Raw genomic sequence first — 16181 nt, 5'->3', positions numbered from 1 at the left:
TCTGGCCGGCGGAACGGGGCTCGCGCCGTTCCTCTCGATGCTCGAGGTGCTGGCGAGCACGAATTCGCAGCAGAAGGTGCATCTGATCTATGGCGTGACGCGCGATCTCGATCTCGTGCAGGTGGAAGCGATCGAGGCGTATACGGCGAAGCTGCCGAACTTCAGCTTTGCGACCGTAGTGGCCGAAGCGGAATCGAATCATCCGCGCAAGGGCTGGGTGACGCAGCACATCCCGGCCGATGCGCTGAACGAAGGCGATGTCGACGTGTACCTGTGCGGGCCGCCGCCGATGGTCGACGCCGTGCGCAAGTATTTCGACGACGGCGTGAAGCCGAACAGCTTCCACTACGAGAAGTTCACCCCCAACGCACTGGCCATGGCGGCCTGAACGACGCACGAGGCAGGGCATCGTCAGCCCTCGCGCAAATAGTTGAAATTTTCAACTAAGTGACTATACTCCCATGCGCCGCCGGCCCTGCCGGCGCACGCCATAGGAGTGCGCGCTTGTCCACCAGCCTCTGTTCTGGATTTCTCACCTTCAGGCTCGATCTCGCGAGCGCGCTCCTGAGCGAGCGCGCCAACGCCGTTTACCGCGAGCGCTGGGGCCTCGACGTGCGTGCGCTGCGCGTGCTGCGCCTCGTTTGCGCCGAGACCGGCATCACGCCGAAAGCCGTCTCGCAGCGCGCCTTGATCGAAAAAACCCTGCTTTCGAAGACGCTGGCCGAACTGGAGGCGCGCGGGCTGATCGGCCGCGGCACGCATGCACAAGACGGCCGCAGCATCGCGCTGAGCGGCACGCCCGAAGGCGTCAAGGTGGCGCGGGCGTCGGCGAAAGTGGGGGCCGCGCTCGAAGCCGACCTCTCGGCTGCGCTCACGCTCGGCGAGCGCAAGGCGCTCGACCGCCTGCTGGAAAAACTTTCGGATAGTCTGCTGGAAAGCGCCACAGGTGCGACCTGACATGACGGCTTCCCACGAGTGGGCGCAGGCGCGCCATGCAAACTCCGTTCCCAACCCATCATTTCCCGCCGTAATGCCCGACGTCAGCCACAAGGAGTCCCCTATGTCTCATCTGCTCGAACCGACGCTGCGCGCAGCGCTCGCGTGGCCTGGCTCCGAGGGTAAACAACGCAAAACCGGACAGGAAAGCGAGGCAGCGTGAGTGCAGCACTAGGCGCGCACGTGAGCGCGCATATGAATGTCCATACGGCGTACACCGTTCTCGATCTCGTCGGGACCTTTGCGTTCGCGATCTCGGGCGCCGTGGCCGCCCGCCAGCGGCGGCTCGACCTGTTCGGCATCATCGTGGTGACTTTCATGGTGGCGTGCGGCGGCGGCATCGTGCGCGATGTCAGCATTGGTGCGATCCCGCCCGCGGGGCTTTCGAACTGGGCGTATCTGGCGGTGTCGCTGGTCGCGGCGGCGCTCACCATCGCCGCCTATCCGCAGGTGCGTCGGCTGCGCCATCCTGTGCTGTTCTTCGATGCGATCGGCCTCGGGCTGTTCGCGGTGGCCGGCGCGCAAAAGGCGTGGATCTGGACCAACAGCGCAGAGACGGCGATCCTGCTCGGCATGGTGAGCGCGGTGGGCGGCGGCGTACTGCGCGACATCCTGCTTTCGCGCGTGCCCGCGATTCTCGAACGTGAAATCTATGCGTCGGCGGCGTTGCTGGGCGCGGCGTTGCAGGTGGGACTCACCGCGATGGAGTGGTCCTCGTTCTGGACGCCATGGCTCGCGACCGTGGCTTGCGTGACGCTGCGCCTGGCGGCGTTGTACTTTGGCTGGCGCCTGCCCGTGTTCCATACGCGCGAAGGCACGAAACATGCCCCCACGCGCGCGGACTCCACGGACGATCAGCGCAACGCGCGATAGAGCGTTTCCGTTGAGTGCTTGCTGAACGCAGGCAAAAGAAGCAGGTCGCGCTGTTCCTCCGGGAACGATCTGTGCTTATGCACCGAATGCGATGGCTTCGGTGCGCACGGCGGCAATCCGCGGGCCGAAGCTGCGGATATTCGAGAGCGTCTGATTGTGATGCTCGCGAATCGTGGCCGCTGTGGCGTGAGGCTTGTCGTGGGTCGTGTGCGCGTCGGTGGCGAGCGTGACGCTGTAACCATTGGCCGCCGCACGGCGCACTGTCGTGTCGACGCAAAACTCGCTTGCATAACCGCAGACGACCACATGCTTCACACCGTGCTGCTCCAGTATCTGTCCCAACTCCGTGTTCAGAAAGGAGTCGGGCGTGCGCTTGCCGACCTTGTAGTCCTGAGGCGCCACTTGCAAAGTTTGCGCTATCTCCCACGCCTCTTCGCCGCGCACGAGTTCGCTGTCTTCGTGCTGGATGAAGACAACGGGTGCACCCGCTTCGCGGGCGCGTTGCGTCAGAGTATTGATGTTGGCGGTGACCATGACCGCGTTGCCGGGCAGTGGGTCGACAGACACGAGTCCTTGCTGGAAATCGATGACAAGCAGTGCGGTCGGCATGGCAGGGCGAAGGGTGGGGAAACGCCGATTTTAGCTTGTGGTGTCGGCACTCGCGGCGAATGTGCGCGCATTGGCGCGACGTGAATTTGCGCCGACTAACGCCAAACGCATGACCACGCTCTGCCAGCGAGGTCGCCACAAACAATGTAAGCACAATGAAATAAAAAGGTGGGCGCGACCGCGCGTCATGCATCGTTCACGCTGTCATGTTCGCTGCAATTCTCATATCGGGCTGATAGAGTCCGGCCTCGTTGCAACCAGCCACAAAGCACTATTCTCGATGACGCGCTATATTTTCCAGACGCAGTGTGCCTGGCCCGGCGCGCATCGGACGATGCGTTGCCGCCGGGCGCTGCGTGGAGCATACCCAGCGGTACTGGATGAATCGCCCCGTGACCTGGCCTCAGGCAGGACCGTAAGGCCCGCACGGCACGGATAACGAAAGAACAATCCACCTGGGAGCTGACGTGAAGAAACAACTGGGCGCATGCGTCCTGCTCGCAGCCAGCACGGCTGCCTCGGCACAGTCGAGCGTGACGCTGTACGGTCGCGTCGATGGCGGCATTGAATACCTGAACCATATCGCCAACGGCACGGGCGGCAGTTCGAGCCGCTGGAGCGCCGAAGGCGGCGACTGGGGCACCAGCATGTTCGGCCTCAAGGGTACCGAGGACCTGGGCGGCGGCACCAGCGCGCTGTTCGACCTCGAAACCGCGCTGCAGATCATGAACGGCACCACGGGCGGTGGGCGCCTCTTTTCGCGCCGCGCTTATGTCGGCCTGAAGAACGAGACATGGGGCCAACTGCAGGCAGGCCGCAATCTCTTCATCGACAGTGACGGCGTGTGGGAATTCGATCCGTTCGTGCAGCAGGCGGTGTCGTCGGCTTCGCTCGTGCGCGGGCGCAACTGGCAGCAGACCAGCAATAACGTCGAGTATCACAGCCCCGTCTGGCACGGCTTCGACGTGCAGGGGCAGTATGCTTTGGGCAATCAGCCGGGCGCCTGGAATAGCGGGGCGCCGGGCGAGTTCGGCCGCTCGGACGGCATCATGCTCTCGTATCACTCGTCGTTATTCGACGTGCGCGGCATCTACGACGAGCTGCGCGATCAGAACGGCCGCCTCTCCAACATCTTCACCGCCTCGCGCGAGTATTTCGTGGGCGGCAATCTGCGCGTGCAGAAGTTCAAGATCCAGGCCGCATACACGCACTATGCGGCGCCCGATTCGCCGGTGGGCGTGGCCGATAGCGCCGACCACTACTGGCTCGGCGCGACTTATCAGGCCACGCCGCGCTGGGCCATGACCGCCGCAGGCTTTTACATCCATGTGGGCGAGGGCGGCGGCGATGTCTCGCACGATCCGTCGAGCCACGCCATGCTCTATGCGCTCGGCACCACCTACAACCTGAGCACGCGCACGTTCCTCTACGGCACGGTGGCGTATGTGAACAACAGCAAGAACGGCACTTTCTCGGTGTTCGCCACGCCGCGCGATTCGAGCTCGCCAACGAGCCCGATGGCCGGCGAATCGCAGACTGGGGCGTACATCGGCATGATGCACGTGTTCTGACGTGTTTTGACAAGCGGCGTCTTCAAACGAAGGTTGAAATCATTATGTCCAGACAATCGGCATCGTCGACATCGCCGGGATTCATCGGCGGCATCACGCTCGTTTTCATCGCGCTCACCGCGCTCTATCTGCTGATCGGCGGCGCCTGGCTGCTCTCGCTCGGCGGCTCGGCGTATTACGTCGTGACCGGCGTCGTGCTGCTCGGCGTGACGTGGCTGCTGTACCGGCGCAGTCCCTCGGCGCTCGTGCTCTATGCGCTCGTGCTGGTGGGCACGGCGATCTGGTCGCTCTGGGAGTCGGGGCCCGACTTCTGGGCGCTCGCGCCGCGCTCCGGCGTGCTCGTCATCTTCGGCGTGTGGCTGCTGCTGCTCGTGAGCTGGCGCCTCGAAGGCGCGAAGAAAGCCGGCGTGAGCGCGCTGGTGGGCGCGCTCGTGATCTGGGCGGGCGTGCTGGTCTACGCGTGCTACAACGATCCGCAGACGGTGAACGGCACGTTCGGCGCATCGGCGGGCACGACGCCTGCCGCGAATCCCGACGGCATCGATCCTTCCGATTGGCCCGCGTACGGACGCACGCAGGAAGGCACGCGCTACTCGCCGCTGCAGCAGATCACGCCGGAAAACGTGAAGAACCTGCAGGTGGCCTGGACCTTCCGCACGGGCGACATGAAAGGCCCGAACGATCCGGTCGAGATCACCAATGAAGTCACGCCGCTCAAGATCGGCAATCTGCTCTATCTGTGCTCGCCGCATCAGAAGCTCTTCGCGCTCGACGCGCAGACGGGCGAGCTCAAGTGGAAGTTCGATCCGCAGCTGCAGGCCGATCCGTCGTTCCAGCACGTGACCTGCCGTGGCGTGTCGTACGTCGATCTCTCTGCGAATGCGGCCGCTGCCGCCAGCGATGCAGCCGCAGCATCGTCGACGCAAGCCGCCGCTTCCGCCAGCGACGCCGAGGCTTCTTCCACACAAGCCGCCACGCCCGCGAGCGATGCCGCCTCGGCAACGCCGGCCGCCGCGGCCACAACCACGGCATCGGCGAACGGCACCTGCACGCGCCGCATCCTGCTGCCCGTGAACGACGGCCACCTCTACGCACTCGACGCGACCACGGGCGAGCGCTGCGCGGGCTTCGGCAACAATGGCGATCTCGACCTGCAGCACGCCATGCCCGTCACCACGCCGGGCATGTACGAGCCCACCTCGCCGCCGGTCGTCACGAGCAAGGTGATCGTCGTGGCGGGCGCGGTCGAGGACAACTTCTCGAATCGCGAGCCCTCGGGCGTGATCCGCGGCTTCGACGTGCGCACGGGCGAACTGCTCTGGGCCTTCGATACGGGCGCCGAAGATCCGAACAAGATCCCAGGTCCGGGCGAGCACTACACGTGGAATTCGCCCAACTCGTGGGCGCCCGCCGCCTACGACGCGAAGCTCGACATCGTCTATCTGCCGATGGGCGTGAAGACGCCGGACATCTGGGGCGGCGACCGCACGCCGCTCATGGAGCGCTACGCGAGCGGCCTCCTCGCGCTGCACGCCTCCACGGGCAAGCTCGCCTGGTTCTACCAGACCGCGCACCACGACCTGTGGGACATGGACATGCCTTCGCAGCCCACGCTCGCCGACATCACCGACAAGGACGGCAAGACCGTGCCGGTCGTGTATGCCCCTGCGAAGACCGGCAATCTGTTCGTGCTCGACCGCCGCACCGGCACGCCCGTCGTGCCCGCGCCCGAACTGCCGGTGCCGCAAGGCGCGGCGCCTGGCGACCACGTCTCGCCGACGCAGCCGTTCTCCGACCTCACGTTCCGCCCGAAGAAGCCGCTCACCGACGCCGACATGTGGGGCGCCACGATGTACGACCAGCTCGTGTGCCGCGTGATGTTCCACAAGCTGCACTACGAAGGCACCTTCACGCCGCCTTCGCTGCAGGGCACGCTCGTGTTCCCGGGCAACCTCGGCATGTTCGAGTGGGGCGGCATTGCCGTCGACACCGATCGCCAGATCGCCATCGCCAATCCGATCGCGCTGCCGTTCGTCTCGAAGCTGATTCCGCGCGGCCCCGGCAATCCGCTGGAGCCGGAGCCGGGCGCCAAGGGCAGCGGCACGGAGTCGGGCATCCAGCCGCAATACGGCGTGCCCTATGGCGTGACGATCAACCCGTTCCTCTCGCCGCTCGGCCTACCGTGCAAGCAGCCGGCATGGGGCTACATGGCCGCGATCGACTTGAAGACCAACCAGATCATCTGGAAGAAGCGCATTGGCACGGTGCGTGACAGCTCGCCGATTCCGCTGCCGTTCAAGATGGGCATGCCGATGCTGGGCGGCCCGATCGTGACGGCGGGCGGTGTGGCGTTCATCGGCGCGACGGCGGACAACTACATCCGCGCATTCGACGTGAACACCGGCAAGGAAATCTGGCGCGCCCGTCTGCCCGCAGGCGGCCAGGCCACGCCGATGAGCTATTCGGTCAACGGGCGGCAGTATGTGGTGATCGCAGCGGGCGGACATGGCTCGTTTGGCACGAAGCTTGGCGACTACGTGATTGCCTACGCGCTGCCGCAGTAACGCGCGCGTATTGGTGCGTATCCGTGCGCGCCTCGGTGCATTAAGTGCATCAGGTGCGTTGAGCGCATCGCGTGCGTCGGCAGTATCGGCCGCCATGGTCGTGCTGGCGACGCACGCGATGAACGCGCACGCCCAAAGCTCCGTCACGCTCTACGGCGCACTGGACACGAGCATCGAAGTCACCAACCCGGGCGCGGGCTACGTCGCGCGCATGGACTCGGGCGCGTATCGCGGTTCGCGCATGGGCCTGCGTGGTGCCGAAGACATCGGCAACGGCGTGCAGATCCTGTTCGAGCTCGAGAACGGCTTCGGCTCGACCGACGGCACGTACGCCGTGAGCAATACGATCTTCAACCGCCAGGCGTGGATCGGCATGGGCACGCCTTACGGCACGCTGCGCGTGGGCCGCCAGTATTCGCCGATCTACATCCCGTTCAAGGGCGGACTCGACGCGTTCGGCGCGGGCACCATCGCCTCGGGGCTCGACAATCTCTCGAAGATCACGCCGTACGAAAGCAACGCGATCACCTATCTGTCGCCCGAATTCCACGGCTTCTCGACGACGCTCATGACCTCGCTGCGCGATGCGAGCGATGGCGACGGCAATGGCTTCGCTGGCAACATCGAAACCTTTGCATACCGCAACGGCCCGTTCCGCATTTCGTACGCGCACCAGCAGACGCACGGCAACGGCGCGCTGCGCGCGAATCTCGGCGGCGTTTCGTACGTATACGGCCCGGTCACGGGCTTTGTTTCGTTCTTCAATGGCGACGGCGGCACGCCGCGCTATCACAACGACGGCGTGTCGGTCTCCGCGCGCTATGCGCTGAGCGCGCGCTTTCGCGCCTCGCTGGGCTACACCTATATGCGCGACCGCTCCGGCGGCGACAACAACGCCGACCAGTTCAGCGCGGCTTGCGAGTACGACCTCTCCCGGCGCGTGCTGCTCTACGCGAGCGCCGGCTGGCTGCGCAATCGTGGACAAGGAGAAATGACGCTGCGCGGCGTGAACGTCACGGGCCTCACGCCATCGTGGCCGGGCGCGACGGTGCGGGGCGTGCAGTTCGGGATGATCGACCGGTTCTAGCGGGTCCGCAAATGCTGCGACGCGGCACGCTTGGCAGGCGCGTTATAGCGTGCACGCTGCCGCCTTTCCGACATCTGCCCGGTGCATAATGGACCTCCCGCCGATGCAGTCCATGGCCGTCCCTCCAGGAGCCCGCCATGCAAGTGAGAAACGAGGAATTCGTCACCCATCTGCTCTCCGATGTCGTGGAATTCGCGCGAGCGCGATTACCCGAGCCCACCTTCCAGATCGTCGAACCCTTCCTCCGGCACTACTACGACTTTGTCGATGCGGAGGACCTGCGCAGCCGCAGCATCGCCGATCTCTACGGCGCCGCCATGGCGCACTGGCAGACGGCGCAGCGCTTCGTCCCCGGCGCCGAACGCATGCGCGTCTACAACCCGATCCTCGAGCAGCACGGCTGGCATTCGGACCACACCGTGATCGAGATCGTCAACGACGACATGCCGTTTCTCGTCGATTCGGTTTCCATGGCCGTCAACAAACTCGGCCTCGCGCTGCATTCGGTCATGCACCCGGTGTTTCGCATCTGGCGCGGCCAGGACGGCGCGATCGTGCGCATGGATGTGGGCGGGGCGGGCGCGGACGATAGCCAGTCGCAACTCGCCTCGTTCATTCATTTCGAAGTCGACCGCTGTGGCGATGCAGCAAAACTCGAAGCGTTGCGCAGCGCGCTCGCCAAGGTGCTCGGCGACGTGCGCGCGGCGGTCGAAGACTGGCCGAAGATCGTCGAGGTGGCGCGCGCCACGATCAAGACCATGAAGGCGCGCGAGAGCAGCGCCGAAGACGTGGAATCGCGCGCGTTCCTCGAATGGATGGTGGCCGATCATTTCACCTTCCTCGGCCAGCGCGATTACGCGCTCGTCGAGCACGACGACGGATTCGCGCTGCGCGGCGTGGAGGGCTCGGGCCTCGGCATCCTGCGCGAGTCGCTGCGCGCGCCCGATACGCCCGACATCACGCCGCTGCCGAGCGTGGCGACGGACATCATCACGGGCGCGTGGCCCATCTTCCTGACCAAGGCGAATTCGCGCGCGACCGTGCATCGTCCCGGCTATCTCGACTACGTGGGCGTCAAGCTCGTGGGACCGGACGGCAAGGTTTGCGGCGAGCGGCGCTTCGTGGGGCTTTATACCTCCACGGCCTATATGGTCTCGAGCTCGGAAATCCCGATCGTGCGCCGCAAGTGCGCGAACATCGTGCGGCGCGCGGGCTTCCTGCCCAAAGGACATCTCGGCAAATCGCTCGTGACGGTGCTCGAAACCTGGCCGCGCGACGAGCTTTTCCAGGCCGACGAAAACGATCTCTTCGAGATCGCCATGGGCGTATTGCGCTTGCAGGAGCATCAGCGCACGCGTCTGTTCGTGCGGCGCGACCGCTTTGGCCGTTTCGTCTCGTGCCTCGTCTACGTTTCGCGCGACAAGTACAACACGGATCTGCGCCAGCGCATCGCGAACCTGCTGAAAGAAGCCTTCAACGGCGAATCGGTGGAATTCACGCCGCTGCTTTCGGAATCGGCGCTCGCGCGCATTCATTTCGTTGTCCATGCTAAAACCGGCACAATGCCCGATGTCGATACGCGCGAGCTGGAGGCGCGGCTCGTGCAGGTCACGCGGCGCTGGCAGGACGATCTGGCCGACGCCTTGCTCGACGCGTTCGGCGAAGAGCAGGGCACGCGGCTCCTGCATCGCTACGCGGACTCGTTTCCCGCCGGCTATCGCGACGATTATCCGGCGCGCACGGCGGTACGCGACATAGAGCTGATCGAGCGCGTGCAGGGGACGCAGCGCATCGCGATGAATCTCTATCGGCCCATCGAATCCGGGCCGCGTGCGTTCCGCTTCAAGGTCTACTGCACGGGCGAGGCCATTGCGTTGTCGCGCAGCCTGCCGATGCTCGAGCATCTGGGCGTGCGCGTCGACGAAGAGCGGCCTTACGTCATCGAGGCGCCGGGCTGCGAGAGCGCGTGGGTGCACGACTTCGGCCTCGAACTCGCCGATGACACGGAGTTCGATATCGAACGCGTGAAGGACCTGTTCGAAGACGCGTTCGAGGGCGTGTGGACCACGCGTGTCGAAAACGACAACTTCAACCGGCTCGTGCTGCGCGCATATCTGAGCGCGCGCGAAGTCACCATTCTGCGCGCGTACGCGAAGTATCTGCGCCAGGTGGGCTCGACCTTCAGCGACGCCTATATCGAGCGCGCGCTCACCGGCAACCCGGCCATCGCGCGCCAGCTCGTTGAGCTGTTCATCATGCGCTTCGATCCCGCCGTGGGCGAGCTCGGGGAAGGGCGCGACGCCCGCACGGAACGCGCGCTCAAGGCGATAGAAAGCGCGCTCGACCAGGTGCCCAATCTCGACGAAGACCGCATTCTCCGGCAGTTCCTCGGCGTTATCAACGCGACGCAGCGCACGAATTATTTCCGGCGCGATGCCGATGGCGTGCCGCTCCCGTCGCTATCGTTCAAGTTCAATCCGGCGAAAGTGCCCGGGCTGCCCGAGCCCAAGCCGATGTTCGAGATCTGGGTCTACTCGCCGCGCGTGGAGGGCGTGCACTTGCGCGGCGGACGCGTCGCGCGCGGCGGCCTGCGCTGGTCCGACCGGCGCGAGGATTTCCGCACCGAAGTGCTCGGCCTCATGAAGGCGCAGATGGTGAAGAACGTGGTGATCGTGCCGGTGGGCTCGAAGGGCGGCTTCGTGGTGAAGAATCCGCCGCCGCCCACCGACCGCGAGTCGTGGATGCGCGAAGGCGTGGCGTGCTATCAGACCTTCCTGCGCGGGCTGCTCGACCTCACCGACAATCTCGTGAACAACGTAGTCGTGCCGCCGCCCGACGTGGTGCGCCACGACCCCGACGACCCGTATCTGGTGGTGGCCGCGGACAAGGGCACAGCAACCTTCTCCGACTACGCGAACGCAATCTCGCGCGAATACGGCTTCTGGCTCGACGACGCGTTCGCCTCGGGCGGCTCGGTGGGCTACGACCACAAGAAGATGGCGATTACCGCGCGCGGCGCCTGGGAGTCGGTCAAGCGGCACTTCCGCGAAATGGGCGTCGATACCCAGGCGACCGACTTCACCGTGGTTGGCGTCGGCGACATGTCGGGCGACGTGTTCGGCAACGGCATGCTGCTCTCGCCGCATATCAAGCTCGTTGCCGCGTTCGATCATCGGCATATCTTTCTCGATCCGAACCCCGATCCGGTGACGAGCTTCGCGGAGCGCAGCCGGCTTTTCGCGCTCGAGCGTTCGAGCTGGGCCGACTACGATCCCGCCGCCATATCGGCGGGCGGCGGCGTGTTCCCGCGCACCGTGAAGACGATCCCGCTTTCGCCCGCTGTGCAGAGCGTGCTCGGCATCGAGGCATCCGCGCTTACGCCGAGCGAATTGATCCGCGCGATCCTGCTCGCGCCGGTCGATCTGCTCTATAACGGCGGCATCGGCACCTATGTGAAGGCCGCGCACGAGACCCATGCGCAGGTGGGCGACAAGGCGAACGACGCCGTGCGCGTCAACGGCGCCGACCTGCGCTGCAAGGTGGTGGGCGAGGGCGGCAATCTTGGTGTCACGCAGTTTGGCCGCATCGAGTTCGCGCAGCGCGGCGGACGCATCAATACCGATGCCATCGACAATTCCGCCGGCGTCGATTGTTCGGACCACGAAGTCAACATCAAGATTCTGCTTGGCCTCGTGGTGGCCGATGGCGAGATGACGATGAAGCAGCGCAATACGCTGCTCGCCGACATGACGGACGAAGTCGGCTTGCTCGTGCTGAGCGACAACTACTACCAGACCCAGGCGCTCTCGATCGCGGGCCGCTACAGCGCGGAACTGCTCGACGCCGAAACGCGCCTCATGCGCTGGCTCGAACGCGCGGGCCGCCTGAATCGCGCCATCGAATTCCTGCCCACTGACGAGGAAATCGCGGAGCGCCAGGGCGCGAAGCTCGGCCTCACGTCGCCCGAGCGCGCCGTGCTGCTCGCCTACAGCAAGATGTGGCTCTACGATGCGCTGCTTGAATCGGACGTGCCCGAAGACCCGCTCGTCGCCCACTTGCTGATCGATTATTTTCCGAAGCCGCTGCAGCAGCGCTTCAGCGAGCCGATGCAGCGCCATCCGCTGCGCCGCGAAATCCTCGCGACGCACCTGACCAACGCGCTCGTGAACCGCGTGGGCTGCGCGTTCGTGCATCGCCTGATGGAGGAAACCGATGCGCAGCCCGGCGACATCGTGCGCGCCTGCATCATGGCGCGCGACGTGTTCGACCTCAACGACGTGTGGCGCGACATCGACGCGCTCGACAACCGCGTGCCCGACGACGTGCAGGCGCATATGTTCGTCGACATCGCGCGGCTGCTCGAGCGCGCGGCGCTCTGGTTCCTGCGGCATCTGCAGGCAGGCGCCGTGGACGTGGGCGGCACGCTGCTCGCGCGCTGCCGCGACGCGGCGCAGCGGCTCGCGCCGCAACTGCCGACGCTGCTGCCTGCCGCCGATCTCGAAGCGTTGTCGGCGCGTCAGGCCACGCTTGTGAACGCCGGCGTGGAAAGCGCGTTGGCGGTGCGCGTGGCGAGTGGAGAAATTTCCATCGCACTGCTTGATATCGCAGATGTGGCCGCGGCGTGCGATCGTCCGCTCGAGCATGTGGCGGCGGCGTATTTTGCGCTGGATATGCGCCTGAATTATGGCTGGATCGGCGAGCGCGCGGCGGCCTTGCCGACGCCCACGCATTGGGACACGATGGCGCGCGCGGCGGCGCTTGCGGAAGTCGCGCGCCTCAAGCGCGCGCTCACGACGAACGCGCTCGCCCAGGCCCCCGACACGGACGACGCGCAGGCGCTCGTGGATGCCTGGTGCGAGCAGCACGAGGCCGCGCTCGAACGCTACGGGCGCCTGCTTGCCGAGTTGCGTGCGACGAGTGGGGTGAGTCTTTCGGTGTTGCTGGTGATTGTGAGGGCGATGGCGGCGCTGGAACGGCCGTAGGATTTGGGATGTGTGTCACCGCGCGGGAACCGTTTAAGATCGGTGCGGTTCCCGCGTTTGCTCGATGTGGGGATATACGCGAGGTTGGACATCCGGTGTGGAACTGCGTTGATGATTTTACATAAGATAAATTATCAACTTTTCATTAGGTGTAGGTCCCAAATAGAAATGTCGGGTTCTGGGTAGATTGAGCGCCGGACATCCTCATGGAGCGCCGGCGATGAACGCGACTGGGATGATCACGATGACGATGCGCGAAGTTGACCGGTTCAAGGTCATCCAGGCCGTGACCGAGGCACGGCTCAGGCCTGGCCAGGCGGCCGAACGGCTGGGCCTGAGCGTGCGCCAGATTGAGCGACTGGTGCTGCGTTACCGGGCCGCAGGCGTCGCCGGTCTGGTGTCGGGCAAGCGTGGGTGAAATGCACTGCCCGAACGGAAGCGGCAGACAGAGGTGCCCTACCGCGCATGGGGCTTCAAACGGTTATTTAATCGACTCGATCTGCGTGACGCTGAGTTCCCACGTATGCGGTGGCAGCGGAATGAAGTGCACGGCCTCGAGATAGGCTGCGTTCTCGTCCGATGGCACGATCGACCACTTGAGGAGCTTGCGAATCTCGGCGGCAATCGCGGGGTTCGGCTGCTGCGTCGATACGACCGCGTATTCGTAGTTCACGAGCGGATACGTGCCGGCAGCCGGCGAGAACACGAGGCTCAGGCGTTCGTCGGGCGGCGTGCGCACGCCCAGCGACGCCGCGCCGGCCGTGATCGTCGCCTTTGTCGGCAACACGAATTCGCCCGCGCCGTTCTTCAGCGCGGCGGTGCCGAGCTTCGCTGAAGCGATGTCCTTCGCATAGCTGACACCGATATAACCGACCGAGTACGGCGTCGTTTTCAGCGTATTCACCATTCCCGCGTTGCCCGTTGCGGCGAGCGCGCCGGACACGGCCGGCCAGTCGATCGTCGTGCCGTAACCGGGCGCGTTTTCCCACGATGGCGTCGAGAACGTCAGGAACTGCGTGAACACGAACGTATCGCCGGAGCCGTCGCCGCGATGCACCGGCAAGATCTCGTGATGCGGCAGATGCACGCCGGGATTCAGCGCGGCGATCGGCGGCGCGTCCCACTGGCGAATGGTGCCGGTGTAGATGCCGGCGAGCGTGGGGCCGTCGAGTTTCAGATGCGTATCGTTGAGCCCCGGCACGTTGTAGTTGATCGTCTGCGCGGCGATCGCGAGCGGCACGTTGATGATCTGCGGATGTTTCATGGCATCGGCGTCAGACATGTACGCGTCCGATGCGCCGATGTTGACCTTGCCGGCAATCGCCTGCTCGATCCCGGCCTCGGAGCCGGTCGCCCCGACGGTGATCCGCACGCCCGGATGCGTTTTCGCATAGGCGTCGCTCCAGGTCGAGAAAAGCGGCGCGAGGAGCGTCGAGCCGGTCTCGGTTAGCGTCACCTGTTGCGCGTGCGCGGTGGGCATCGCGATCGCGAGCACCATGGCGATGCATGTAGCCGCATGCGCTACGGGTTGGTTGCGTTGTGCTGCGCTCATCGTATCCTCAGTTGTGTATCGAAGCGCACCGGCCCCACCGGATGGGTGCCGATGTGTGATGGCATGACCTCGGGCTATTTGCCGATCCGGTCGAGATTCACGCCCGTCGTTTCGATCCGGAACATCCACGTGACGACCGCGCCGAGCAGCGACGTCACGACGAGGCAGTACAGGAGCGTGCTGGTACCGATGGTGGCGAGCAGGATCGGGAAAAGGAATGCGGTCATGATCGCGCCGACCTTGCCGATTGCCGCCGCGAAGCCCGCGCCCGCGCCGCGAATCCTGGTCGGGAAGACTTCGCCCGCGAGCAGATAGGTCTGCGCATTCGGGCCGATGTTCGTCATGAAATTGAACAGCATGAAGCCCGCGAAAATCAGCGACGTCTTCGTACTGCCGTCGAAACCGCCGGATAGCGCGGCGACGAAGAGTCCCGCCGCGCAGCCGACGAAGCCGAAGACCTGCAGCTTGACTCGACCGACCCTGTCCGCGAGCATCACGGCGAACAGAATCCCGACGATCAGCAGCGTCGTGGTCAGCGCGGCGCCCTTGGCGGCGAGGATGTCGTTCAGGATCAGGTCACTGATGCTGCGAACGTGATCGGGCTTGCTGCCGAGTGCAATCGCGAGGATCGTCGGCGTGAAAATCCCGATCCCGTAGGTGCCGAGATCCTGCAGAAACCACGGCGCGGAAGAGAAAATCGTCGCGCGCAGGTTCTTCTTGTCGAACAGGGCGAGAAACGCCCTGGAGTCACCGTTGCTCTCCGCCTCCTCCGCTTCGCGATGCAGTTCGATGCGGCTGGGGTAGCGCGGTTCGCGATCGAGCAACCGCCGCGCGGCCTCCTCGGCTTCGGAGACATCGCCGCGCACGTGCAGCCAGCTCGCGCTCTCGGTAATGAAGAAGCGGCCGATCATGACGATCACCGCCGGAATGATTGCGGTCGCGTACATCCAGCGCCATGCGTTGAGCGTCGGGATGATCGACAGCACGAGATAGCCGATTGCGGTGCCGCCGAGTGCGCCAAGCGCCTGAAAGCCGAACGCGCCGAGCACGAGCTTGCCTCGACTCGCGCTCGGAATGCTCTCGGAGATGATCATGTGCGCGGTCGGATAATCGCAGCCGAGCGCAACGCCGAGCCCGAACAGGCAGGCCACGAGCGATATGAAATTACCGCAGACGGTCAGCAGCACAAGGAAGACGCAGAACAGGATCATTTCGATGATGAACATGCGCTTGCGGCCGAAGTAGTCGGACATGCCACCGAGGCCGAGCGCACCGATCAAGATTCCTATCAGACTCGCAGCGCTAACGAGGCCGCCCTGCGCGGCGCTGATGCCGAACTCGTGCGAGATCAGCGGCAGCGCAACCCCTGTCATGAACACGACGAAGCCTTCGAAGAACTTGCCCGCCGCGGCGAGCGACCAGATGCGCCATTGCATCGCCGTCATCGGCGCGGACCTCAGTTGGGTGCCGTCCGGCCAGATCGGGCATTCGTCGATATAATCCTGAACCGATTTACGGGTGACACGGACTACAGAAGACGCGGCTACCGCTTGTTTCATATTGGGAATCCCTTTCCAGATTTTGTTGCGTCGGTTCGCGATTGCGTGTCGCCGCTGTAGCCTTTAAAACCAGACCTGCGCTGCGATTTTAAAGACGGATTCGTGTCGTGCCTGTGACAGTCAGCCATCGTAAGTTCTCAGTAAACTTTCTTTGAAGATGCCAGCGGCGTGGTGATTTTCAGATTTCCGATGACATGCGGAAAATAGCCGTATTTTCTGAATTAAATTAATCAAACGGGTAACGGCGCCGGTCGGTCATAAATTGTTTTTCCCAATTTCTTTCTCCATCCGATTTTTTCGGCGACTTTATTCGCTCTGCGCTGCATATTAATTAGTACATCAAAATAGTGCGCCCGCCGCCGGTGACCTTCCCACCCGGCGACGAGCG

The 16181-nt window shown here is 64.5% G+C and carries 9 protein-coding genes and 2 pseudogenes; 8 read left to right on the top strand and 3 right to left on the bottom strand.

Annotated elements, in window-relative coordinates; genetic code table 11:
• The 3 genes and pseudogenes from U5775_RS29730 to U5775_RS29720 form a co-directional block, all read left to right on the top strand.
• Positions 1 to 388, top strand: a pseudogene (locus U5775_RS29730) (NADH oxidase); the annotation flags it as partial.
• Between the two features lie 116 nt (positions 389 to 504).
• Positions 505 to 957, top strand: a complete 453-nt coding sequence (locus U5775_RS29725) for a MarR family winged helix-turn-helix transcriptional regulator (RefSeq protein ID WP_322061694.1) — start codon at positions 505 to 507, stop codon at positions 955 to 957.
• A 234-nt stretch (positions 958 to 1191) separates the two neighbouring features.
• Positions 1192 to 1869 carry a trimeric intracellular cation channel family protein gene (locus U5775_RS29720; protein ID WP_322061698.1) on the top strand — a complete coding sequence of 226 codons (678 nt, stop codon included), beginning with the start codon at positions 1192 to 1194 and terminating at the stop codon, positions 1867 to 1869.
• 75 nt (positions 1870 to 1944) lie between these two features.
• On the opposite strand, the gene U5775_RS29715 is transcribed toward U5775_RS29720, so the two are convergent.
• Entirely contained in the window at positions 1945 to 2478 is a 534-nt protein-coding gene (locus U5775_RS29715; protein WP_322061693.1) for a cysteine hydrolase family protein, read from the bottom strand.
• Between the two features lie 467 nt (positions 2479 to 2945).
• On the opposite strand from U5775_RS29715, the gene U5775_RS29710 reads away from it, so the two are divergent.
• The 5 genes and pseudogenes from U5775_RS29710 to U5775_RS29690 form a co-directional block, all read left to right on the top strand.
• Positions 2946 to 4049: a porin gene (locus tag U5775_RS29710; protein ID WP_322061692.1), complete on the top strand. Its 1104-nt coding sequence runs from the start codon at positions 2946 to 2948 to the stop codon at positions 4047 to 4049.
• Between the two features lie 44 nt (positions 4050 to 4093).
• A complete protein-coding gene (locus U5775_RS29705) occupies positions 4094 to 6613 on the top strand; it encodes a glucose/quinate/shikimate family membrane-bound PQQ-dependent dehydrogenase (protein ID WP_322061691.1) in 2520 nt (839 codons plus the stop codon).
• Positions 6614 to 6707: 94 nt separating this feature from the next.
• On the top strand, positions 6708 to 7700 hold the full coding sequence (locus U5775_RS29700) for a porin (protein WP_322061697.1): 993 nt from the start codon (positions 6708 to 6710) through the stop codon (positions 7698 to 7700).
• 137 nt (positions 7701 to 7837) lie between these two features.
• Positions 7838 to 12682: an NAD-glutamate dehydrogenase gene (locus tag U5775_RS29695; RefSeq protein WP_322061690.1), complete on the top strand. Its 4845-nt coding sequence runs from the start codon at positions 7838 to 7840 to the stop codon at positions 12680 to 12682.
• Between the two features lie 220 nt (positions 12683 to 12902).
• Positions 12903 to 13097, top strand: a pseudogene (locus U5775_RS29690) (helix-turn-helix domain-containing protein); the annotation flags it as partial.
• A gap of 66 nt (positions 13098 to 13163) precedes the next feature.
• On the opposite strand, the gene pstS reads toward U5775_RS29690, so the two are convergent.
• Both pstS and U5775_RS29680 read right to left on the bottom strand, forming a co-directional pair.
• Positions 13164 to 14234, bottom strand: coding sequence for a phosphate ABC transporter substrate-binding protein PstS (gene pstS / locus U5775_RS29685; protein ID WP_322061688.1), 1071 nt, complete (start codon positions 14232 to 14234; stop codon positions 13164 to 13166).
• Positions 14235 to 14308: 74 nt separating this feature from the next.
• Positions 14309 to 15679: an MFS transporter gene (locus U5775_RS29680; protein WP_322061687.1), complete on the bottom strand. Its 1371-nt coding sequence runs from the start codon at positions 15677 to 15679 to the stop codon at positions 14309 to 14311.
• Positions 15680 to 16181: the final 502 nt, after the last annotated feature.

It is taken from the genome of Paraburkholderia sp. J63, from assembly GCF_905220245.1.
GTDB lineage: Bacteria > Pseudomonadota > Gammaproteobacteria > Burkholderiales > Burkholderiaceae > Paraburkholderia.
Note: the sequence above shows the minus strand (reverse complement) of the source record. Positions and strands in the feature narration are given on the sequence as shown.